The organism is Cytophagales bacterium (assembly GCA_033344775.1).
Classification (GTDB): Bacteria; Bacteroidota; Bacteroidia; order Cytophagales; family Cyclobacteriaceae; genus JAWPMT01.
This window is the reverse complement of record JAWPMT010000005.1, coordinates 1243185-1264867: the sequence shown is the minus strand read 5'-3', so window position 1 is coordinate 1264867 and position 21683 is coordinate 1243185. Positions and strand designations below refer to the sequence as shown.

22 protein-coding genes are annotated in these 21683 nt (G+C 44.1%); 12 read left to right on the top strand and 10 right to left on the bottom strand.

What is annotated here, in order from left to right; translation table 11 throughout:
• Positions 1 to 137: 137 nt before the first annotated feature.
• Genes R8G66_22830 through R8G66_22805 form a run of 6 tightly spaced genes read left to right on the top strand, consistent with a single transcriptional unit; the run spans position 138 to position 8871 of the window.
• A complete protein-coding gene (locus R8G66_22830) occupies positions 138 to 2087 on the top strand; it encodes a serine hydrolase (protein ID MDW3195228.1) in 1950 nt (649 codons plus the stop codon).
• 40 nt (positions 2088 to 2127) lie between these two features.
• Positions 2128 to 3015 carry a hypothetical protein gene (locus tag R8G66_22825; protein MDW3195227.1) on the top strand — a complete coding sequence of 296 codons (888 nt, stop codon included), beginning with the start codon at positions 2128 to 2130 and terminating at the stop codon, positions 3013 to 3015.
• 25 nt (positions 3016 to 3040) lie between these two features.
• Complete coding sequence (locus R8G66_22820) at positions 3041 to 4885, top strand: serine hydrolase (GenBank protein ID MDW3195226.1); 1845 nt, start codon at positions 3041 to 3043, stop codon at positions 4883 to 4885.
• A 38-nt stretch (positions 4886 to 4923) separates the two neighbouring features.
• Positions 4924 to 6621, top strand: coding sequence for a hypothetical protein (locus R8G66_22815; GenBank protein MDW3195225.1), 1698 nt, complete (start codon positions 4924 to 4926; stop codon positions 6619 to 6621).
• Between the two features lie 22 nt (positions 6622 to 6643).
• Positions 6644 to 8308, top strand: coding sequence for an alpha/beta hydrolase-fold protein (locus R8G66_22810; protein MDW3195224.1), 1665 nt, complete (start codon positions 6644 to 6646; stop codon positions 8306 to 8308).
• Positions 8309 to 8364: 56 nt separating this feature from the next.
• Entirely contained in the window at positions 8365 to 8871 is a 507-nt protein-coding gene (locus R8G66_22805; protein ID MDW3195223.1) for an endonuclease V, read from the top strand.
• A 23-nt stretch (positions 8872 to 8894) separates the two neighbouring features.
• Here the strand turns inward: R8G66_22805 and R8G66_22800 are convergent, their stop codons facing one another.
• A complete protein-coding gene (locus R8G66_22800; GenBank protein MDW3195222.1) occupies positions 8895 to 9821 on the bottom strand; it encodes a nucleoside hydrolase in 927 nt (308 codons plus the stop codon).
• A 220-nt stretch (positions 9822 to 10041) separates the two neighbouring features.
• Here R8G66_22800 and R8G66_22795 point away from each other — a divergent pair, with 220 nt between their 5' ends.
• The 4 genes from R8G66_22795 (at position 10042) to R8G66_22780 (ending at position 11964) form a co-directional block, all read left to right on the top strand.
• Entirely contained in the window at positions 10042 to 10533 is a 492-nt protein-coding gene (locus tag R8G66_22795) for a hypothetical protein (GenBank protein ID MDW3195221.1), read from the top strand.
• Between the two features lie 46 nt (positions 10534 to 10579).
• Positions 10580 to 10945 carry a hypothetical protein gene (locus R8G66_22790; GenBank protein ID MDW3195220.1) on the top strand — a complete coding sequence of 122 codons (366 nt, stop codon included), beginning with the start codon at positions 10580 to 10582 and terminating at the stop codon, positions 10943 to 10945.
• Between the two features lie 8 nt (positions 10946 to 10953).
• Positions 10954 to 11184: a hypothetical protein gene (locus tag R8G66_22785; GenBank protein ID MDW3195219.1), complete on the top strand. Its 231-nt coding sequence runs from the start codon at positions 10954 to 10956 to the stop codon at positions 11182 to 11184.
• A gap of 129 nt (positions 11185 to 11313) precedes the next feature.
• Positions 11314 to 11964, top strand: coding sequence for a fibrobacter succinogenes major paralogous domain-containing protein (locus R8G66_22780; protein MDW3195218.1), 651 nt, complete (start codon positions 11314 to 11316; stop codon positions 11962 to 11964).
• Between the two features lie 10 nt (positions 11965 to 11974).
• Here R8G66_22780 and R8G66_22775 read toward each other — a convergent pair whose 3' ends face one another.
• Complete coding sequence (locus R8G66_22775) at positions 11975 to 13105, bottom strand: MFS transporter (GenBank protein MDW3195217.1); 1131 nt, start codon at positions 13103 to 13105, stop codon at positions 11975 to 11977.
• Between the two features lie 147 nt (positions 13106 to 13252).
• Here R8G66_22775 and R8G66_22770 point away from each other — a divergent pair, with 147 nt between their 5' ends.
• Positions 13253 to 14119 (top strand): AraC family transcriptional regulator, encoded by an 867-nt coding sequence (locus tag R8G66_22770; GenBank protein ID MDW3195216.1) that lies wholly within the window; start codon positions 13253 to 13255, stop codon positions 14117 to 14119.
• A 92-nt stretch (positions 14120 to 14211) separates the two neighbouring features.
• Complete coding sequence (locus R8G66_22765; GenBank protein MDW3195215.1) at positions 14212 to 14727, top strand: GNAT family N-acetyltransferase; 516 nt, start codon at positions 14212 to 14214, stop codon at positions 14725 to 14727.
• On the opposite strand, the gene R8G66_22760 is transcribed toward R8G66_22765, so the two are convergent.
• The 8 genes from R8G66_22760 to R8G66_22725 form a co-directional block, all read right to left on the bottom strand.
• A complete protein-coding gene (locus R8G66_22760; protein ID MDW3195214.1) occupies positions 14728 to 15210 on the bottom strand; it encodes a VOC family protein in 483 nt (160 codons plus the stop codon). It lies immediately after the preceding gene.
• Between the two features lie 35 nt (positions 15211 to 15245).
• Complete coding sequence (locus R8G66_22755) at positions 15246 to 15689, bottom strand: hypothetical protein (GenBank protein ID MDW3195213.1); 444 nt, start codon at positions 15687 to 15689, stop codon at positions 15246 to 15248.
• A 278-nt stretch (positions 15690 to 15967) separates the two neighbouring features.
• Positions 15968 to 16546: a TetR/AcrR family transcriptional regulator gene (locus R8G66_22750; protein ID MDW3195212.1), complete on the bottom strand. Its 579-nt coding sequence runs from the start codon at positions 16544 to 16546 to the stop codon at positions 15968 to 15970.
• Positions 16547 to 16633: 87 nt separating this feature from the next.
• The gene (gene gwsS / locus R8G66_22745) at positions 16634 to 17671 is read right to left on the bottom strand and encodes a grasp-with-spasm system SPASM domain peptide maturase (protein MDW3195211.1); all 1038 of its coding nucleotides are present in this window, start codon (positions 17669 to 17671) and stop codon (positions 16634 to 16636) included.
• Positions 17668 to 17916: a hypothetical protein gene (locus R8G66_22740; protein MDW3195210.1), complete on the bottom strand. Its 249-nt coding sequence runs from the start codon at positions 17914 to 17916 to the stop codon at positions 17668 to 17670. The genes gwsS and R8G66_22740 overlap by 4 nt, the downstream gene beginning before the upstream one ends.
• A gap of 1 nt (position 17917) precedes the next feature.
• Positions 17918 to 18928: a grasp-with-spasm system ATP-grasp peptide maturase gene (gene gwsG, locus R8G66_22735; protein MDW3195209.1), complete on the bottom strand. Its 1011-nt coding sequence runs from the start codon at positions 18926 to 18928 to the stop codon at positions 17918 to 17920.
• 6 nt (positions 18929 to 18934) lie between these two features.
• Entirely contained in the window at positions 18935 to 19423 is a 489-nt protein-coding gene (locus R8G66_22730; GenBank protein ID MDW3195208.1) for a hypothetical protein, read from the bottom strand.
• A 6-nt stretch (positions 19424 to 19429) separates the two neighbouring features.
• Complete coding sequence (locus R8G66_22725; protein ID MDW3195207.1) at positions 19430 to 21631, bottom strand: peptidase domain-containing ABC transporter; 2202 nt, start codon at positions 21629 to 21631, stop codon at positions 19430 to 19432.
• Positions 21632 to 21683 lie beyond the last annotated feature (52 nt).

Sequence of the window (21683 nt, the reverse complement as noted above, 5' to 3'; positions counted from 1 at the left end):
GATTTAAACAAGGCGGATCAGAAACTCTCAACTGAATATTGAGGTATAAGCCCAAAAGATCAACGGTACCTATGCATTTTTTCAACAGATATATTCGATCATTAATTTATAACGGTTTAATGACATCAGTCTTCCTGATGAGTTGCTTCAGTTATTCCAACTTAAATGCACAACAGTATCTACCTTCGGCAGAGGCCGCGCCTGGAGAAGATACGCTTTCCTTCTGGGATATTCCTGTGCTGAAAAAGGCTTATTTCGATGCATCGCCTAATAAAAGAATGGACGGCATTCCAGTGGGGCAATTGGGAGTTAATGGCGGTGATAAAACCATGATCTTAAAATTGGCTGAGGAAATGTCTGAGGGTAAACATGGAAACTTTGATGGTTTGCTGATTGCCCATAAAGGTCAGCTGCTGTTTGAATATTATGGTCTACGAGGCCGCATCAACTTGCCACATCCCCAAGCCTCAGCTACTAAAACTTACACCAGCTTAGCGCTTGGTCGTGCGATACAAATGGGCTATCTGACCATGGCAGACCTGAACAAACCATTGGTCAGTTTTCTGGATGAATTGGACCCCTCAAAATTTGTCGCAGGGGCAGAATTAATCACCCTGAAAAATGCCCTTACCATGACGACAGGGATTCGGATTCCACGAGAACAATGGGAAGCATTTAGGAATAACCCGGAACAGATCAAAGGGCAGCAGGAGGTACAGGCCATTTTGGAACACAGTGAACCAATTACAAAAGCATCACAAAAATTTTTATATGGAACTGGTCCAGGCCTGATCATGCAGGTGATAGAAACGGTAGTTCCTGGATCAGCAAAAGACTTTATTAAGCGTGAACTCCTGGATAAATTGGGGATTACCAATTACCAGTGGCAGACAGCACCCAGCGGACTACCTGAAGCAGGTTGGCGAACAAGTATGACTTCTCGCGATATGATCAAATGGGGTACACTTGCCAGAAACAGGGGTAAATGGAATGGAGAACAGTTGATTCCTGCATCTTTTATTGAAACAGCCATCCACAGGATTGTTCGTGAGAGTGATGATGAAAATTTTACTGATACAGGTGATGTAATGAATATTGGTTATGGTTATTTCTGGTGGCAGGCCGATTTGAAAGTAGGCAATAAAAGCTACTTCAGCACCTCGGCACAAGGAGGTAGTGGTCAATACATCGTGTTGATTGAAGAGCTGGACTTGATGGTGGTGACCACCGTCCATCGATTAGAGAAGAGCGTTTTACAACTGATTGCAGACCGGATCTTACCGGCATTTATTCCAACTTCCAGCAAAGAACATTTACAATATCCGCCACTTGAAGATCGATACCTGGGTCAAAATCCCCCAGGATTAACTCCTGAATTATTTGCACCAGGCATCGTGTCGACAGAAGCGTATGTAGAATCTCGTGGTGATTTTTCGCCCGATATGACAGAGTTCTATTTCACTAGATATGGAGGGGAATACAAGCCATCGACTTTATTCGTGACAAAATATGAAAATGGTGCATGGAGTGAAGCAGTGGACCTGGGAACGGACCTCAATCCATATCGGGATCGATTCATCCCGGGTTGGTCTGAGATGAAACGCCAGGCGCCTTACAAAGATCTGGACGTTCATGGCCTATCAGTATCGGCAAATGGAACCTATTACCTTGATGAATACACCCCAGAAGGAGATGGCCCTTTGCGAGTTGCACGGCTGATCAATGGCGAGCGTGAAGCGCCTAAGCTAGCTCCCGAAGTGATCAATACAGGCAAATGGGTTGCTCATCCCTACATCGCGCCAGATGAATCATACCTCATATTCGATGTTGAGAGAGAAGGTGATCATGGAGCTGATATCTACATCAGTTTTCGACAGCCAGATGGTTCATGGGGAACTGCAGTAAACATGGGAGTTCAGATCAATACAGGGCTATATGATCAAAGCCCAAGGGTGACTCCCGATGGGAAATACCTGTTTTTCTGGAAAGGAGAGGAAAAGCAAAGAGAAGACGGGAGCAAGTATTTGGTTGGGAGTCCCTATTGGGTGGATGCCAGGATCATTGAGACTTTTAGAGCGAAACAATAATCATTTCACCTGAATAAAGGTCGGATAACATTAGAAAAAGATGATAAGACTGCATTTCTTGTATTTACTACTCATGGGGGTCCTGTTGATTCATGCTTGCAAGCCCAAAAAGGAGAAGTTAGTAGATGCTAAACAAGTTGGCACTGAAAGCTTGTACTATGGACAAAAACCCCCGGGGTTAGTTCCGGAAAAGCTACCGGATGAATTCACGACGGAGAACTGGAAACTGGCTGGGATGTTTGAGCCAGGCATGGAAGAGTTTTACTTCACTACTTCCGAAGAAAACCCTTTTGAGCCACACGTGATCGTCTTCCGTAAGGAAAATCGGGTTTGGAAAAAGTATGACTTCTATACTTCGTTCAGCGGTGATGAAAATACTTTGTATTCGAAAAGTAATTACATCGAACGGACTGCAGCTGGTTGGTCAACCATGAAAAGTCTTGGGCCGATGTTTGATCGCGAAGATTGGGGCATCATGCGTCTTACTGCTTCCGCAAATGGCACCCTGGTATTCGATGATTGGAAGAATAACGATGTGATCCGTATTTCGAGGGTCAAGGAAGGCAATCGCGAGACTCCTGAGCTGTTAGGCAAAGAGATCAACGTTGGCAAGTGGACGGCCCATCCTTTTCTCGCACCGGATGAATCCTATTTGATCTGGGACAGTGAGCGAGAAGAAGGGTATGGAGATTCGGACCTCTACATTAGTTTTCGACAATCAGATGATTCGTGGGGAGCGGCCATCAACATGGGAAATCAAGTCAATACGTCATTTCATGAAAATGCCGTTCGGTTGACTCCAGATGGCAAATATTTCACTTTTGGTAGGCACGAAGAAATCGTCAAATCAGATGGAACGAGTGATTGGGTCGGAGGTAGGTATTGGGTCTCTACACAGGTCATTGAAAACCTCAAGCCTCAAGGTTAACCAAACACATCAAAATTCAGAATCAATGAAAAAGAAACCTAACTTAAAATCATTTATTGCCACTTTGATCATTGCGTTGCTGGTACCCTCATGCGCACAGGAATCAACTTCTTCGAAAAGCCAGGAGCTCATCGAGAAGGTTGCGACTGGCCTTACCACACCAGTGTATATCGATGGTGATGCTACCTGGTCGATTGAAGAACGAATGGAGCATTATGGTGTTCCGGGCGTGAGTATTGCGGTCATTCACAAGGGTGAGATTGCCTGGGCAAAAGGCTTTGGTGTCATGGACAAGGAAAGTCAGGCACCGGTTACCAGCGAAACACTTTTTCAGGCTTCTGCTTTGAGTATTCCCGTTTCTGCTTATGGAGCAATTCGTATGGTAGAACAAGGCAAAGTCGAATTGGATGAAAACATCAATAGCTATTTGAAGTCCTGGAAAGTACCCGAAAGTGAATTCACCAAAGAAAAGAAAGCCACCATTAGAAACATATTAAATCATTCTGCGGGGATTACGCTTCACGCAACGCCGGGCTATAGTTCTAGTACGCCAAGGCCAACATTAATAGAGGTCTTAAGTGGAACTTCTCCCGCGATCAATGAGCCGATTGCCATTAAAAGAGAGCCAGATGTAAGTTATTACATTTCCTATACGGGTTACGGGATCATTCAGCAGATGATGGTCGATGTGGAAGGCAGGGCTTTTCCCGGGATCATGGATGACCTGGTGTTAGCACCATTAGCTATGACCAATAGCACCTTTAGCCTGGAACTTTCTCAGGAACAACTGGCAAGGGCAGCCACTGCTTACGAGCAAGACGGTGCCATGGTAGAAGGTAAAAGATTTGTTCACCCGGTATCGGCTGGAAGAGGCTTATGGACCACCCCAACGGACCTTGCTAAATTTCTCATTCACGTTCAGCAAACCTTGAAAGGGAAGCGTGATCATGGTTTATCACAAGAGATGACACGAACAATGGTCACACCTCATAGTGTGAGTAGTTACGGAAATGGACTTGATTACGGTCTTGGATTTCAACTGGTCAACAAAAAAGAGGTCTACCTCAGACATTGGGGATGGAACAGGGGGTACTATTCTGAGTTCATGGTGAATCGTGAAGGAGATTATGGGGTGGTGGTCATGACTAATAACACGTTTCCTGCCTTCAATGCAGAAGTGATTCGTGCAGTAGCCCGGACCTATGGATGGGATGATTATGTTCCCGAACACACTAAGGTGCCAATTGACCAGACGTTAGCGGATGAGATCACGGGTAGGTATCAGGCGAGCAATTCCATTGTAGAGGTCTATCAAGAGAATGATCAACTTTTCTTTAAAAATATATTGGACGTTAATGCCCAAGAATTGATTAAAGTCTCCGATAACCTATTTGCCAGAAGAACGGCCAATCGGTTGATCCAATTCAACCCTGGAACCGAGAATGAAACAGCCACGCTGGTTTCTAAAGATCGTTATGATGAATCCTTCGCCACTACTTTGGTTAAAAAGGATCAGGGTGATAAAAGTCCGGTGGAATACTTACTGGACGGAGATCTGGATGGAGCACTGGAGGCTTATAGCACTTTACAAGATGCCGATCCTGATCACCCGATGATTGAGGAAGAATACATCGACGACATAGGTTTTGATTTCTACCATAGTGATCGGAAAAAGCTGGCGCAAAACACCTTCAAGGTAAATACGATGCTCTACCCGGAAAGCTCCCGGGTTTACCACAGCTATGCGCGGGCTTGCAAAGATTTAGGGGATACGGATTTGGCCATTGAAAACTTTTCCAAATCACTCGAATTAAACCCGGAAAATAACCTGGCAGCCCATGAATTGGAGGAGTTACGAAAAGGGGAGTGAACATGGCCGTAGGAATTTACAGTAATCAAAAGCGTAAAATGAGAGTTTATCAATTTTTAATACTGATCACTTTTTTATCTAGTCACCTCAGTTTTGCTCAGGAGATCAAGGACTTGCCGAAACTAAAAGGCCCCTATCTGGGACAAAAACCGCCGGGCATGGTGGCGGAGCCTTTTGCTCCTGGTGTGGTCTCCACCGAAGGTTGGGAAGTTGAAGGTGTTTTTGCTCCTGGGATGAAGGAATTCTACTATTGTACCTCAGTTGAAGAACCCTTCCAACCCACGATCATCGGATATCGTCAGAAAGGTAAGGTCTGGAAGAAATACACTGAGTTTAAGCGCAAGGGTGAATTGGCTTTTTCACCAGATGGTGAACGCATGCACATGGCCAAAGGCTACAAAGATCGAAATGGTAAAGGTTGGTCAGATCGTCAGGAACTGAGTGCTGTTTTTCAGGAATTCCAAATCATGCGATTGACTGCTTCGGCGGAAGAGACCTATGCGTTTGATGAAGCAGGCATGCCAGATGGTGACGGAATCATTCGATACTCGCGGATGATTGATGGCGTTCGGGAAGATCCCAAACCATTTCCAGAAGTGATCAACACTGGAACATGGAATGCACACCCATTCATTGCTCCTGATGAAAGTTACCTCATTTGGGATGGTAAGCGTGAAGATGGATTCGGCGGGTCCGATCTCTACATCAGCTTTCGACAGGCCGATGGTTCCTGGGGGGAGGCGATCAATATGGGTGATAAAGTCAATACGCCGTATTGGGATGCTTATGGTTCGGTAACTCCTGATGGTAAATACCTGATGTTTAATCGCGCCTTGGGTGAGAATTATGATAACATCGACATCTATTGGATCGATGCGCAAATTATAGAAACCTTGAGGCCTGCGTATAACAAACCTCCTGAGAATGAGTCTACCTATGAAATTGCCTATGCAGGGCTTGCTTCCGGGCATGGACAAGTTTTCGTGACAGATAATGATGGCCAATCCAAAGTGCAGATAACTGACCGTGCCGTCAATGATGGCTATCCGGCCTGGTCCCCGGATGGAAAACGCCTTGCGATTTATGCATATCATGACGGTAGAAAGACCTGGTCCATTCACACCCTGAATCGTGATGGCTCGGACAGGAAGCGGTTGACCCATGAACAGAACAAATGGGACAGTGCGCCGGCCTGGTCCCCGGATGGAAAGAAAATCGTTCATGGAAGAGCTTATCGTGATACGGAGGGTGCGTGGCGACAGGAGATTTGGATCATGAATGCAGATGGGAGTGAATCACAGCAATTGCCAGATTTGGATGGTGGAGGCCCAACCTTTACTCCGGACGGGAGAATCGTCTTTCATTCTTCAGGTACAGGAGAGATATGTATTGCCAATCAGGATGGTTCTGGCCTGAAGCAACTCACAAACAATGATGCGGAAGAATATCATCCGGAGGTTTCTCCTGATGGAAATGAAATTGTTTTCATGTCAAACCGTGACGGGAATCACGAGATCTACGTGATGAACATTGATGGCTCCAATACCCGAAGGTTGACGTACAATGAAGTTCGGGATTCCACACCGACCTGGTCACCTGATGGGTCTCAAATCTTGTTCACTTCCCGGGAATCAGAGGAGGAGAGGCATCTTTATCTCATCAATAAAGATGGTACTGGATTAAGGAAATTCATTGAGCAAGGGGGAGCTCCGGCGTGGTTAAAAAGGGCTCAATAACATTTGATAAATAAAAGTCAAGATGAAAAGTAAAAGGTTAAAAGCATTTCTTTGGGTAGCTATGATAGCAGTCAATGTTGTCCTGGCCCAGGACAAAACAGGGCTGGAATTTTCACGCACAGAAGTCATTCCTATTCAGGATACACAAAACGACCGTGCGTACGAACTCTACGTCAGATTACCGGCGAATTATGCGGATAGTGTCCATAAGCAATACCCTGTGCTTTATTATACAGATGCCATGTGGCATGTGGAGATGTTGTCTGGTGCTACTGACTTCCTGATGGAAGAAGCGATTTTGGTGGGAATTTCCTGGCAATTGGATATTGACGCAGCTTCGATAGAGGAACTAGGCGCCCATGTAAGTAGGTACCGGGATTATTCCTTTCGGGAGATAAGCAATGAAGAGTATCAAAAGAAGTACAATTTTGGACAAGCAGACAAACACATGGCGTTCATAGAAAAAGATGTAATTCCTTATGTTGAGCATAATTACCGAACTCAACCCAATCAGCGATCTTACTTTGGCTATTCAATGAGTGGTGAGTTTGGCACCTATCTGATGCTAGCACAACCTGGCTTGTTTAATCAGTATATCCTGGGAAGTCCATCTATAAGGGAAGACGATATTGCTGAGCTCACGGAAATTTCTGCTCAAGTGAAAGAACTTAATGCTCAGGTATTCATTTCTTATGGTTCGGAAGAAGAGGCGGCTGGTAAGCGCATTGAGACTTTCATTGATATGTTGAAATCCAGAAATGATCAAAGCCTTAAACTTAATCCAGTAGTTGTTGAAGGTGACCATCAAAGAGCTTTCCCTATGACTGCTGTTCGAGGTGTTGAGTGGGTTTCAAATCTTTATGCTTTTCCGAGCCTGTCGGGACCTTATTTTGGTCAGGAGATACCTGAGCTGGAACCTAGTATTTTTGCTCCAGGGACGATCTCTGTTGATGGAAGACAAGAGAATGGTATTTCATTTTCTCCAGATTTGGATGAGGTGTTTTTTTCTGCCGAAAAGGTAAATGGAGATCCAGCTATCTATTTCTCGAAGTTAGAAAATGGGAAATGGACTGTCATTGAGGAGGCAGGATTCACGGAAGGTCGGAAGAGTGGTGAAATGCAACCTTTCGTGAGTTTCGATAATGAGAAGATCTATTTCACGGGGCATAATTCAGACCTGTCAGATACTAAAATTTGGTACGTTGATCGTGATGAGGATTCCTGGGGTAAAGCCCAAAGGCTAGCATTGCCTATCGAGGACAAGGCTTTCTATGCGAATCAATCCGCAAATGGCGACCTGTTCTTTACCAACGTGTCAACCTTCAAGATGAATCAGGCGGAGAATGAAAATGGAAATTACCCTGACGTTCAAGAGATGGAAGTCGATTTTGGCTTTCATGGATTCATTGCCCCGGATCAGGGGTACATGGTGGTCAATTACCGCCATCAGGAAGATCCGAATAGAAAAGACCATGACATTTTCGTCTACTTTAAAAAGAAGGATGGCTCCTGGACGGAACCTATCAACCTGGGTGGGTCGGTCAATTCCGATTTTGACGAAAATACCCCTAGTATCACCCCTGATGGTAAGTTTTTATTCTTCCTACGAAGAAATAAAGACGGAGGAACCTTGGATGTTTATTGGGTAAGTACGGAAGTCATAGAACGCCTAAGACCACCAGAATAGGTTAGAAATAGTTAGATTTTTTCTAAGGATTAATTTTAGGAAAAAACTTAGGTTCTTTGATTCTGGCATTTGATACATACTACAATCAAGACAAGGCAAAAACTGTTTGTGTGGCTTTTGAAAATTGGAAGGATGTTGAGCCGGGAGATATTTATGAAGAAATCCTCGAAGGTATAGCTGCATACGAACCGGGAGCGTTTTACAAACGGGAATTACCTTGCATTCTAAGCCTGCTGGAGAAAATTCACATAAAGAAGATTGATACAATCATAGTTGATGGCTTTGTGTTTTTGGATGATGCAGGTAAGTTGGGACTTGGAGGTCATTTGCACCACGAATTGAGTGAGTCCATTCCGGTTATTGGGGTAGCCAAGTCCAAGTTCTCCAGGATTGAAAATGATCAGAAAGAACTCTTCCGGGGAGAGAGTAAAAAACCACTCTACATTACTGCAATAGGCACAACATTAGATACCGCTTTCGATCATATAAAATCGATGCATGGTAACTTTAGAATGCCCACATTGTTGCAATTACTCGATCAGCAAACTAAAGCACTGGACTGACCATCAAGCAGCACTACCCAGTTCTATTTGTTGGACAATTTGTGCATGTGTTCCCAAAAGTCTGCTTCCATTTGTTGGGTGTCGATCGAGGTATGTATCTTGATTTCACGTGGGGTGTTTTCCGGAGGAGTTAGAAACGTTTGGGTAGTAGCCCACTCAGGATGAGCCAGCGCCTCAATGATGGCCACATCCCACATGATCCATTCGGTTTTTTCAGGATCTTCTTCCGTCCACCATCGATCGTAGGTTTCCCATCTGTTCACCAGGTAGTCGTGGATGCCACCTTTACCTTTTAATTGCTGGTCAACGACCTTTTTGTTGAACATGAGGTGCTGACTGGTAGTGGCTGTCATGACACTTAAATCCAAAGTAGGGTGATCGAGCAGGAAGTTCACCGCAAGGGTGTCATTACCGGAATTAAACTCCTTTTTGTCATATTGATTAGTTGCCAGGGTATGCCAGAATCCGAGGTAATGGACTTGAATTTTGGGGACAATCGTTGGGTCCATAAGAATAGCAGAAGCAACATTAGTACAGGAGCCCAAAATGACCAAGTGTAGTTTTTGGTTTTCCTTCATGGCGTGCGCTTTTTCGATAATAAACCTTGACGCTTCTGAAGTTTGCGGTTGATCGACTGCCTGCAAGGGTTGATTGCTACCCAAAGGAAGTGGTAAGTCTTTTTTATCCAGTAACCGAATGAGGTCTTCATTGATTGTCTGGCTTTCATTGGCCGACTGTTCACTGGCCAATGGTGAGGTATGAAACTGTGCCGAAGTAATGCCCAATAGATCGAACTCAGGCGCTTCAATGGCCCGTACAAGTGCGAATAGATCATCCACCTCATTAGCTGTGTCTGCATCGATGATGAGTGGTAATCGCTCTTTTTGAGCAGTACAGCTGGCGATTATTAGGAAAGCGATAAGTAGGGCAAAGAGCCTGATAAGGTGCATAAAGTCTGATTTCTCGTAATAAACACAGATCTGATAAAAGTAGTTGCTTTAGTTGCTTGAAGAAGTTATTGTCAAGGTGATCGGTGGCCTTTTTGCGGGTTATGACATATCGTTTGCCTGAGATTATCTTTAATGTCCAAAATACGATGACTTCAGATACAATAACACTCAAAAGAAAGTTTGAAAAAGAGCTCATCCTGAAGAAATACGGTCCGAAGTAATGCTGGAGAAAGATTGCCCGAGAAATAAACGATTCTTACCGATTCATTGCCATATTACTAAAGAGCAATTTCCAACAGAGGAGTTGATTCACTCGTGGCGAAGCGGAGATTCGGTTGATCAGTATATCCAAAAATACCTGCATTGGGAAAAAGCTGAAAATGAGTTGGTTGCTTATTGTGGTTATGGGTATGCCGAGGTTGCTGTGCCGAAATCTTATGATTACCTGATTGATCAAAATGATCCGATAGGCGGATTTGAAGTAAAAGCAACTGTGACACAAGTATTGATGAATACCATTTTGCCTTATGATCGGATCGTTCATGGCTACAAGATGGTTTGTATCATTACATTCGAAAAGGAGGTGCCTGCCGTGTTAGGAGGTCTAAGTCATTTTGAAGTGGCAGACATGAAAAGGAGGTTTGGCCTATGTGCCAAGGCAGATAAAGAATTGATCTTAGATCGGTTAAGTCAAGCAGATCCGCTTTTGTGAACCAGTTGAATTGAATAGCTTTAAGAACAAACAACTTGATCGATATATGCGTCGTACCTTCAAAAACCCCTATCGGTACTCTCTTCTACTACCTGTGGTTTCAATTGTAATAATAGCATCTTCGCTTTACTATGGAATTGCCTATGAACCTGACTGGACTTATGACTGGGATGGGATACAAACTGAAATAAGAGATTCCACCAGGTTGGTTGCAGAAAGGGATTTTATCTCTTCCGGGATTGTTGGCAATTCCGGTAGGGCGCCATTGCAGTTTTATCGCAGAAAATGGATCACGGAAAATGCTTCAGCAGAAGAGCTGCTGAGATTAACGAAATATCCGAATGGTGCTGTAAAAGCAATGGCTTATGAGGGATTGATCAGGTCTTCTGATGGTCAGGAATTGAGTTGTTGATGAATGCCATGAACGAAAGATCGGATCTCGTTTATTTTATGTCAGGTTGTGAGGAAGAAACCATGTTGATAGGAGAGTATTTAGTCAAGGAATTGATTGGGTATGAATTAGACATTCTAGCTCCACCTCCAAGACCCGGCATTTATGAATTCTCTCCAGAGGAGAAACGAGAGATCAAAGAAGTTTACACAGATTTGATGCAAGAAAAGCAGGAATTGATCATGGACATCATTTACTAGCCGTGAAATTTCTTTGACAAAATAAATAGTAAAATAGAAGTTGCTTTGATGGTTTGTCGAGCGACATTCTTTGGTGCTAATTCCCGAAATTGACCATGTAAAGAAAGCTTGGTATAAGCGAATTCCGTGATGAAAAACCTAAAGTTTCTAATGACGATAAATTTGGTGTGGCTGATGTTTTGTCAGGAAACAGAACCGAATAAATTGATCGATATTAAGGGCAATGAATATACCCTGAAATTGTACGGAGAGACAGTCTGGATGATAGAAAACTTGAAGATAACTGTCGATTTATCAGGGAGACCCATCCAATATTATGTACCAAATGATGACACAACATTGGTAGATACCTATGGTTTATTATATGACTTTGAAACAGCATGTAAAGTATGTCCGAAAGGATGGAGTTTACCGAACAATGAAGAATGGGAAAAGCTATTGGGTGACAATGGAGGTTATCTTGCCAGTGACTACAAAGACGATCAATTTTGGGAGAGAGATGTAAATACTAACAATAGTCTGTTTTCTGTGCGCCCTACCGGTTCAGGGAACAACGGCGAATTCCCTAATCATTTTGGAGACAGGACATTGTTCTGGTCACGAACAATGGAGGATGATCATTTTGTCTGGACCTACATCTTTGAGCGAGGTAAGGATTCTCTTCGTACTGCCTCTCAGCATCCTACGTATGCTTTTTCGGTAAGGTGCGTAAAATCAAAGTCTTCCATGAATAGGAATCTCATTCAATCCGCAACCGAGACCGGCGAATTCGAAGAGTAGGGACCTTTTGTTATGCTTTAAACCGTTGTATTAAAATCAAAACGAACATCAGAAGCAGGAGCACAAGCGTGAATACTAAAGCGATCCTTAAGCCGTAATGATCGCCTAAGTAACCAATGGAAGTAGGTCCAATAAAGAAACCTGAATAGCCGATGGTGGTAGCCATGGAAATACCGATGCCAGGAGAAACACCAGGTGTGTTGCCTGCGGTGGAGTAGACAATGGGTACAATCGTAGATAAACCAATTCCGATCAGGAACAAGCCGATGGTGGTGATCGGCATCACCGGAAAGAGTAGAACAACGCTTAATCCGACAATGGCTAAGATGCTGTCGATGACCAGTAATTTTTTCTTGCCAAGCCTGAGTGTGAAGTAATCGCCAAAGATACGACCAAGCGTCATTGCGGCACCAAATACCCCAAAGGAGATCGCACTGATGGTTTTGGAACTGCCTACTACTTCATTGATGTATATCGCGGACCAGTCGATCATAGAGCCTTCCGAAAGCATGCCGCAAAAGGCGATGAAGCCTAATGGAGCAATGATTGAATTGGGAAGGATGAATGCAGGCGGTTTATTTTCTTCAGCTGCTTTCTGCACTTTGATGAGTTTGTTGCTGGCCCAAAGGAAGCTTATCAGTGCAAATCCGGCAATCACAAACATGTGCACTTTAAGTGGAATTCCAGCCTTGGCAAAAATGGCACCTGATCCTGCACCAATGGCCATTCCAATACTCCAGAAAGCGTGAAAAGAAGACATGATGGGCTTCTGGTAAGCCCTTTCAACCAACACAGCCTGCTCATTCATTGCAACATCCATGGAGCCATTGGCAAAGCCTGTAATCATGAAGATTACACCTTCTACATAGAGGTTGTTTTGTAAAGCGATGCTCGCGCTCACAAAAGCCAGTAATATACCGGTAAACTGACAGACTTTATGACTCCCAAATCTTGCGGTCAAAGCACCAGTGAATGGCATGGCAAACAGCGCACCGCAAGCCATAACAAATAGCAGAGAGCCTAGTCCCGAATGGGAGATACCCAGGAAAGTTTGTAACTCGGGTAAGCGAGACGCCCAATTCGCATGGGTGAATCCATTGATGAAGAAAAAGGCCGATACCGCAATTCGTTGATGCTTCAATTGGAAAGTGCTTTAAATCTGGATGAATAATTGTGAAAGCAAAGGAAAAGTGTGTCAGGCATATCAATTTGGTTGATCTATTCAGGGTATTGGTTATTTTATTCTTTCATTTGAGGTTTTCTTATTTTTGGTGGTAATTTCATCCTAATGGAAGCCATTTTAGAAGACATTGAAAACCCTGCAGGACAATCTTTCAAGGCACGAAAGTACGAAGACCAAAAAGGCTGTCCCAGTCCCGGATGGCACATCCATCCTGAATATGAACTGGTCATGATTTCTAAAGGATCCGGTACCGTCTATGCGGGTAGTCACTTTTCTGCCTATGATGATGGGCTATTGATCTTTTTGGGACCAAATATCCCGCATATGCCATTCCATAACCCTGATCAAGAGGATAGTCTGGAGGTAGTTGTGCAATTCCGAAATGATTTTCCGCAAAGGCATTTGGCCTCATTTCCGGAGTTTGAAAAACTTCGGCAACTGTGTTTGAAGAGTCATGAAGGATTGATCTTCGGTCCGGAAACCAAAAACAAGGTGACTGACTTACTGCTCAATTTGTGTGAGTTACCAGAATCATTACAGCTGTGTAAGTTTTTGGAAGTGCTGGTCATGCTTTCAGAAAGCGAGGAATTTGCATCACTCAATATTCAGGGCATTTATAAAGAGCGAGATCAGGGATATGATCGCATCAATCAGACTTATGACTATGTAGCCACGAATTATAGGCAAGAAATAAAAGTAGCTGCCATCGCTGATCAATTAGGCCTTACTGAAAATTCGTTTTGTCGTTTCTTCAAGAAGATGACGCAAAAAACCTTCATACAGTTCGTTAATGAGTATCGAATCAATAAAGCGGCGGAATCCATTCACCTGGAAGACAAAAAAGTAGGGGAGGTGATGTACGAATCAGGATTCAATGACCCCTCTTTTTTCAATCGACAATTCCGAAAGTACAAAGGAGTATCACCTCTGACTTATCTGAAACAACATGAAAGGAGAACGTTTAAGCAATGATTCTTTTGCAGTCGCTTGAGTCCTACCAAGCGACATGCTATTTTCTGGGCTTAGCCGAGATTGATTAACTTGAACAAAAAACGAAACGCCCTTTGAATTGCCAGCCCATCCATAGAAACGACCTGCCCCAATTGATCCAATATTTTGATAGCCTGTCAGAAAAGACGCGGAGTTTCTACGGTCCTCACCCTTTTGATGAGCCGACCCTTCGGGCCTTATGTGATGGAAGCTATGAAAGTTTCAAGGCCTTTGTCGTAACAGAGCAAACATCCATCATAGGCTATACCGTCATCAAGCAAGGCTATTCGGAAGGAGAGCTATACCGATATCCGAATTATGACATCATTATGGATTCAACGAATCACTTTTTATACGCTCCTTCGATAAGTGATGCACATCAGTCCAAGGGGATCGGAAGTATCATGTTGGCATATATCGAAAATTACCTGCAACCTCAAGCAGCAACACATCTTGTGCTTTGGGGTGGAGTACAAGCCAGGAATCAACGGGCGATTCGCTATTACGAGAAAAATGGCTTTTTCAAGCTCGGAGAATTCCATTACGATGGACTCGATAATTGGGACATGGTCAAGCCATTGATCAATTGATCATTCTTCAAATAATTGGATCCTGTTCCCGTCAGGATCAAGAATGATCACCATTGGATTCCCAGATACCGGATCTTCGACCACACCACCATTGAATTGAACTTCATTCTTCTGTAGGAATTCGACCCATGCCTCCAGGTCATTTACTTTAAAACCCACTTTGAAAAAGCCTTTGATCCGCGTTTTTGAATGGTAACTTTCAATGGCTTCAGCCGGAGACAATGCACCTGGAAGTTGGATCAGCTCCAAGGCACTATTTCCTCTTTTCAGATTAAGGATTGTGAAACCCTTAGCAATTTGTGATTCCAACACGACATCAAATCCAAGTATTTCAGTGTACCACTGTTTAGACACCTGGATGTCCTCCACCAATATGGCGCTGAAGTAAGCTGTGAGGTCTGGCGGCGAGGAAGGTTGGGCAAAGGACTTATTCCAGCAGCCAAAAAATAGCGCCCATACAAGCAGGAAGGATGTTCTTTTCATTCCTACAAGCTAACCCTTTTCAGGAAGTATTCCATTTAGTTTTTGGCAGGTTTCCACAATGGACCAATGGCCAATAAGAGTATCAGTGTATTAAAAAAGGCATTTGAGGCATTACCTGACGCAATAGATCCTGAAGTATCCAGAACGAACCAGCAGAGTGTGCCAATGAGAACAGTCTTTCGAACTTCTTCAGGTGCCTTTTCATACACCCATATGGATAAGCACCAAATCATTGCTCCCCAACCCAGGAGGAATCCACCTGAAAGCGCGGAAAGAAATCGGGTATCAGGAGAATCATAAGTGGTTGCACCATCAAGTGGCCAACTAAGGATATCTAAGGTCAATCTTGCTGGTTCCAAAGTAGCTTCCATGGTGCCAAGGAAGAATATCGGGCCAAATGATCCTACGACGATGGCTGTGATCTTCAGCCAGAATTGATGAAATTTTTGGGATTCGGAAAGTGCAGAGTTTGTGTTCATTGTAGTTCAAATTTTTCTGATACAATGCTACGAGGCAGAGCGGAAAACTTTTAGACGGTACCGTTTAAGAGAAGAAATAATGCTTTTGATTTAAGACCACTCTGAGGTGGTATTTTTTTACTAAAAAAATAAACAGAAATGACAGACTAAAATAAGCGCGTCATGCCGGTTTTTTTGATCTGATCTTTTTTAAAGATCAAAAAAGACCGGTATCTCGTTTCAAGCGCTTTTATACTGATAACGACTAAATATTTACTCGGCTTTGCCGAGTTTGAGGGTCAACTAGTACGATCTATCGCAGGTACATTTCCCGTTTTCATGAATTCATTTACCAACAAAAGGAGGTCATCGAAATATTGTCGCAACCAGGGTCGATTCAGCGTTTCGTCTGTAATTTGTAGGTAAAAATTCTCGATACTGTGCTTGAGCATCATTTCCGCCAGCTGGTGATGATTGGCTAGTCCGATCAGTTTGGGCCAAACCAGAGCGATGGCCTGACCTGTGATTTCATTGGTCTTACAAAACACCGATTCAAAATCCGGGTTCTCTCGATGGACTCGAAGTTGTCGATTGAACAGTAAATCAATCTTGTGAGTTACGAGCACATCGATAAAATCATCTATGGTCTCGCAAGCACTTTCTTTGATGGCAATTACTTCAGCTTGCGCCAAATGATACCGCAACAAATGGTTCGTGAAAACTTCCAGATCAGCAAAGTAGTGGTAGAAAGAGGATTTGTTCTTTTCTACACCATCGGCCAGTCTTTCTACTTTCAATCCATGGGGTCCTTCGTAGGCAAATGACTGATAACCTATGTCAATCCAGGGCTGTTTCTTTTTTGCGTTTTTATTTGCCATAGCACTATACGAATTCCTTCAACTCATTGGCTTAATCATGGCAATATAGTATTTATCAAAAGCTTTGTCGAACCTTGCTGTTCGCAACTAGACTAATTCCGGTTGGTCTCCCCACACGCCCTCATAGACCTGATAAACGCATTCCTTCACTTTTCGGTAACCATCTTCGTCCATGACTATTTCAGTATTATCCAGGCACATGTAGCGGTACTCACAATCCTTGCAGACTTGAATTTGGTCATTGGTAATGTGCCACATCTTCCTAAAATCAGAACCTTGAACTACAGCAGCCAGGTCATCTTTTCCCACTTGCCCAAATACCTGCTGATGATCAATATGATTTTTGATTTGGCCTTGAGCATCGACGCAAACTTTCGTGTTAAGCCCCGTATTGAAATGATGAGCTTCAGTATAAAACTCCGTATTGACGGTGAATTGATACTCATTGATGAACTCAGGAACCTTCGCCGGCTCAAACGACTGACGTGTGGCCACAAGACGAGATTTCACGAAATTGGTCTGCTGTTCCATGCCTGCTACCAGGCTTTCCGGACAATCGTAAATCATCAACGGACTGATTCGGTGTTCACTGATCAGTAATTTCGCAAGGCTATCCAGTGTCATATGTGATTCATAGGGCAGCATTACATCGGCAATGTAGAGATAGGAGCTTTTCAACCTTTTTGCGAGTGCTTGTAATCGTTCCCAGGAAGCGCCGAAATACCGGATCTGGACCACTTTACATCGCAGCTGTTCCAACTCTGTTAACAGATCGAACAGGTCGTAAGACGAATGATCATCATATTCGATGATGGTCGTGGAGATGACACCAGGATATTCATAATCCAATGGAAGTGGCGGGAATTGGTGAGGTGAATCCGTGAAAAACCCCAGCTCTTCCTCTACCAGCGCTTCCAGGTAGGTCATGATGCCCTCATCCTCCTCATGATCGTACATGCTCATGACTTGCTCCACTGGCTGACTGTTGCACATCTTCAGGATATCATAGAGCATGTTAGGGATGTATTTGAACTTGTTGCGCTGCAGGTCATAAATGAGGCTGCGGGTATGTCCTTTGATCACGGGACAGCAGGCAAACAGCATGAAGTAAGGCTTCTTGTTCATTGTAGCTTGTAGATCAGGTCTGAAGGTTTGAGATGGACGAGGCTGGCCTTTTTATGAAAAAAGCCAATGGCATGCGCTTCACTTTGATGAAAATTACTGTGCACCAGGTTGACATCTTCCACATCGAGGGAGATATTGTCGAGGTAAGGCTCGAAATAGCGGTAGAAAAACGGAAAGCTGTTGGTGGCTTTTTCTCCTTCAATGTACTGATCAAAAGGTCGGTCTTTGTTTGCTTCTTGTGACATCTTATATGGCTTGTTTAGGCGATTCTTGACTTACCAGGTAACTGGCAATGGTTTTTTCGAGGTAATAATTGCAGGGTTTGGAGGTCATTCCAAATTGACCCACCGGATTGATCTCCAGAAATACAAATCGACCATCGGTAGTTTTTACAAAGTCGAGTGATCCGGTAGTGAGTCCCATGGTTCGCATGAGTTCACCTGCTTTTCTTTCGAGATCGATGGGTAGCTGAAAGGGGACATTTCGGTTCGGTCGTTCAATGTTGTACCTTCTAAAGTCCACCGATGTTTTTTGATCGATCTGTGAGAAAATGGCCATGGAGTAAAATTTCCCAAATAGATAGAAGGAACGTATTTCCACCTCTTTCTCCAGCATTTCCTGCGCCAGGGTTGTGCCAAATTGTTGGTTGGCGTTTTTCAGCATGTCGTCATCCAACTCACTGGTGTAGCCGGAGAGCATGGTGCCATCTTCCAGTTCGAAGAAATCAGAATCGCTGATGGCTTTGGTAATGATCTTTTGATGCGATTGCTTAAAATCCGTGAGTGCTTTCTTGTCATCGGTGAGGATGGTTGCAGGAATATCCATTCCCAGACTTTGAGCGATTTGCAATGGAAGGAATTTGGCGAAACTCTTTTTTAGCGGATCCCCTAAGTGCGGTTTTTGTAATAATGCCAGGGTCAAAAAGTCTTTGGCGCGCTGCATCTCCATGCTAAAGTGTGTGCCCATTTTTTGTCTGAGAGCTTTGCTTTTCAAAGCCTTCATGAAATCCGGGATGCGAGCACGTTCGTCTCGTCGAAACCAGACATACGTGATGTCATCCAGATTGATGTCTTTCCCCTTGAAATGGATTTTGAGATTTTGTCCTATGTTATTTTTCAGGGAAAGGGCATGTCCAAAAGAGCCTACTTCAAAAAACTGACTGCCGTTGATTCTTACGGGTTTTCCACCCAGGTGGTCCACCCATTCCATCACTTCACAGGTGGAGATCTCAAACTGTTCCGATATAATTAAAATCATAGGTGCTTATATTTTGAAAGAGCCGAAGAGAGCGTCAACGAGTTTTTGATAGAGGGTAATGTCTTCCATAGGAATTTCCAGAGTAATTTTAATTTGACAATCCGTGGAAACAGATTGACCTTGGTTAGATTGGAACGTACGAGGTACCTGAACAAAAGCTTGTCCGTCTTTGTCTGAAAGAATCGTCGAAATATAAGTGAAACTTTCAAATCCATCAGACAAGTGTACAGTACCTGTTGAAGGGGGTGTGGCTGATAAATTGACAGGCAACGAAAAATGACCAGGGATGGAATCACTTGCCAAAAATGTAGGCTGATCGGCTAATGCCTGTGCATCTAACTCAACCGGAATGTCTATCTGGTCGGGAACTGATATTTTCGTGGAGATCAGCAAGAACCCAACGATGAGCAAAGTCATGATGATGGTCCCAAAACGGATCATCCAATGTGGAGGGCGCCGTATGATTGCTTTGATATCGTTTCCTTCTGTTGCCATCTTGCTTCAATTACCCATTTCCAATTGATTTTTCACCAGGTTGTAATACAAGCCTTTTCTCTCCGCGAGTGAGACATGATTACCTTGCTCAGCAATAATCCCCTGGTCCAGTACCAGGATCTGGTCGGCGTTCTTGACGGTGCTTAGTCGATGAGCAACGATTATTACGGTTCGGCCAGTAAAGAACTTTTCCAGCTTTTCCATGATTCCACGCTCGTTCGTGGCATCCAGGGCATTGGTGGCTTCGTCAAAAAACAAGATTTCTGGATCTTTATACACGGCCCGGGCAATCAACACGCGCTGCTTTTGTCCCTGGCTGAGCCCTTGCCCTTCTTCTCCGATCTTGGTATCGAACTTCATCGGCAGGCCTTGAGCAAAATCATCAATATTCGCAATTTCTGCAGCAAGCTGAAGTCTCTGTAGATCCACTTCATCATCAGAAAGGCCAATATTGTAGGCTAGTGTGTCTGAAAAAATGTGCCCGTCTTGTAGTACCGCACCGCAATGCTGTCTCCAATAGGTATGTTTGATGTCTGCAAGCTGGTGATTTCCAACACATACCTTACCTCCGATAGGTTCGTAAAATTTGAGGAGTAGCTTCACCAGGGTGGTCTTGCCGCTTCCGCTTGCTCCTACAATGGCCGTAACCTTGCCTTGAGGGATGGTGGCATGAATATTTTTCAATACCGGATTTCCGCTCAACTCATAAGAAAATGTGACGTCTTCCAGCGCTATGTCTCCTTCTTTAAGGTCAACGTCCTCTAGCATGGCTGCTCGTTCCTCATTGTCTTTGCGGAATATTTCTACAAATCGGTCAAGGCTGATGGTGGCATTCTGGGTAGATTTCACAAACTCCACCAAACTCAGCAATGGTCCGTTGAGGTTACCTATGATGTATTGAATGGCCAGCATCATGCCCAGGGTAATGTTCCCGTCGATCACGGCTTTAGCCGCAATGATGGAAATGATGATGTCTTTGAGTTCATTGATGACGCTGGCGCCTGTTCGTTGCCATTGATCGATGGCCAGGGAGCGCATTTGTATCTTGAACATGTCAATCTGGATGTTCTCCCATTCGCTCTGCTTCTTCGCCTCACTGTTGTGCAGCTTGATCTCCGGCATGCCCTGCACGATTTCCAATAAGCTACTTTGCTTCGTGGAATACTGACTGAACATCTGATAATCAATCTTTTTGCGCCGCTTCAAAAACAGCAGGATCCAAACCGCATAAACGATCGCTGATCCAAAGAAAATAAAGAAGATCAGCGCATCGTAGATGTACAGGACCACTCCAAAGATGAGTAGCGTTAAGATGGAGAAGAGGGCGTTGAAGGATTGACCAGTCAGGAACGCCTCTATTCTGGAGACTTCATTCACCCGTTGAAAAATATCACCGACAAGCCGCGCGTCAAAGAACCGGATGGGCAGCCGCATGAGTTTGCCGAGAAAATCCGTGAGTACGGATATGTTGAGTCGACTTCCAATATGCAGCATGATCCAGCTGCGGATGACTTCTATCGTGGTACGGCCTAGAAAAATAGATAGTTGCCCAATGAGGATCAGAAAGATGAAGTTGAGGTCTTTATTGGAGATCCCAATGTCTACAATGGACTGGGTGAGAAAAGGGTAGATCAGCTGTAGCAGACTGACGAGCACTAGTCCAATGAGGACCTGAAACATTAGCCATTTGTATGGCTTGACATACTTCAGGATAAACTGCAGGCTGGAACGAGATTCCCGCTCAGGCTCTTCCAGTTTGCCAAAGTCGTCGTTGGGCATGAACAACAGCACAAATCCTTTGCTTTGTTCGTCGGTACCACCGTTCCAGCATTGAATGAAAAAGTCTTTGTCCAGTTTTCGTTTAGCGTCCGCCGGGTCGGCAATGTAGATGTGATCGCCCTTGATCTTGTGCACTACCACAAAGTGCTTTTGATTCCAATAGACCACACAGGGCAATGGGGCTTCGGCAAGTCCGGGGATATCCGACTGATTGCTTTGGAATGGCACCTGAACGGCTGTGGTACTCATTCCCAGCTGATTGGCCGCATAAGACAGGGTTTCAAAATTGGTACCCATCTTTCCCAGGTCACTTATGGTGCGTATGAACTCCAGCGAGTAAGTCTTGCCATGGTGCGCGGTGATCATTTGCAGACAGGCAGGCCCGCAATCCATGGACTCCAGTTGAGGGAAGAACTTAAATGCGCCCAAGAAGATGCTGGTTAATGAGGTTCATTTTTCAAATATAATGGCTTTAGGTTAC

What these genes read in the sequence shown, in the direction of transcription:
- R8G66_22830 (MDW3195228.1), top strand. Translation starts at nt 138, where the DNA reads ATGAGTTGCTTCAGTTATTCCAACTTAAATGCACAACAGTATCTACCT.
- R8G66_22825 (MDW3195227.1), top strand. Translation starts at nt 2,128, where the DNA reads ATGATAAGACTGCATTTCTTGTATTTACTACTCATGGGGGTCCTGTTG.
- R8G66_22820 (MDW3195226.1), top strand. Translation starts at nt 3,041, where the DNA reads ATGAAAAAGAAACCTAACTTAAAATCATTTATTGCCACTTTGATCATT.
- R8G66_22815 (MDW3195225.1), top strand. Translation starts at nt 4,924, where the DNA reads ATGAGAGTTTATCAATTTTTAATACTGATCACTTTTTTATCTAGTCAC.
- R8G66_22810 (MDW3195224.1), top strand. Translation starts at nt 6,644, where the DNA reads ATGAAAAGTAAAAGGTTAAAAGCATTTCTTTGGGTAGCTATGATAGCA.
- R8G66_22800 (MDW3195222.1), bottom strand. Translation starts at nt 9,821, where the DNA reads ATGCACCTTATCAGGCTCTTTGCCCTACTTATCGCTTTCCTAATAATC.
- R8G66_22795 (MDW3195221.1), top strand. Translation starts at nt 10,042, where the DNA reads ATGCTGGAGAAAGATTGCCCGAGAAATAAACGATTCTTACCGATTCAT.
- R8G66_22790 (MDW3195220.1), top strand. Translation starts at nt 10,580, where the DNA reads ATGCGTCGTACCTTCAAAAACCCCTATCGGTACTCTCTTCTACTACCT.
- R8G66_22785 (MDW3195219.1), top strand. Translation starts at nt 10,954, where the DNA reads ATGAACGAAAGATCGGATCTCGTTTATTTTATGTCAGGTTGTGAGGAA.
- R8G66_22780 (MDW3195218.1), top strand. Translation starts at nt 11,314, where the DNA reads ATGAAAAACCTAAAGTTTCTAATGACGATAAATTTGGTGTGGCTGATG.
- R8G66_22770 (MDW3195216.1), top strand. Translation starts at nt 13,253, where the DNA reads ATGGAAGCCATTTTAGAAGACATTGAAAACCCTGCAGGACAATCTTTC.
- R8G66_22760 (MDW3195214.1), bottom strand. Translation starts at nt 15,210, where the DNA reads ATGAAAAGAACATCCTTCCTGCTTGTATGGGCGCTATTTTTTGGCTGC.
- R8G66_22755 (MDW3195213.1), bottom strand. Translation starts at nt 15,689, where the DNA reads ATGAACACAAACTCTGCACTTTCCGAATCCCAAAAATTTCATCAATTC.
- R8G66_22750 (MDW3195212.1), bottom strand. Translation starts at nt 16,546, where the DNA reads ATGGCAAATAAAAACGCAAAAAAGAAACAGCCCTGGATTGACATAGGT.
- gwsS (MDW3195211.1), bottom strand. Translation starts at nt 17,671, where the DNA reads ATGAACAAGAAGCCTTACTTCATGCTGTTTGCCTGCTGTCCCGTGATC.
- R8G66_22740 (MDW3195210.1), bottom strand. Translation starts at nt 17,916, where the DNA reads ATGTCACAAGAAGCAAACAAAGACCGACCTTTTGATCAGTACATTGAA.
- gwsG (MDW3195209.1), bottom strand. Translation starts at nt 18,928, where the DNA reads ATGATTTTAATTATATCGGAACAGTTTGAGATCTCCACCTGTGAAGTG.
- R8G66_22730 (MDW3195208.1), bottom strand. Translation starts at nt 19,423, where the DNA reads ATGGCAACAGAAGGAAACGATATCAAAGCAATCATACGGCGCCCTCCA.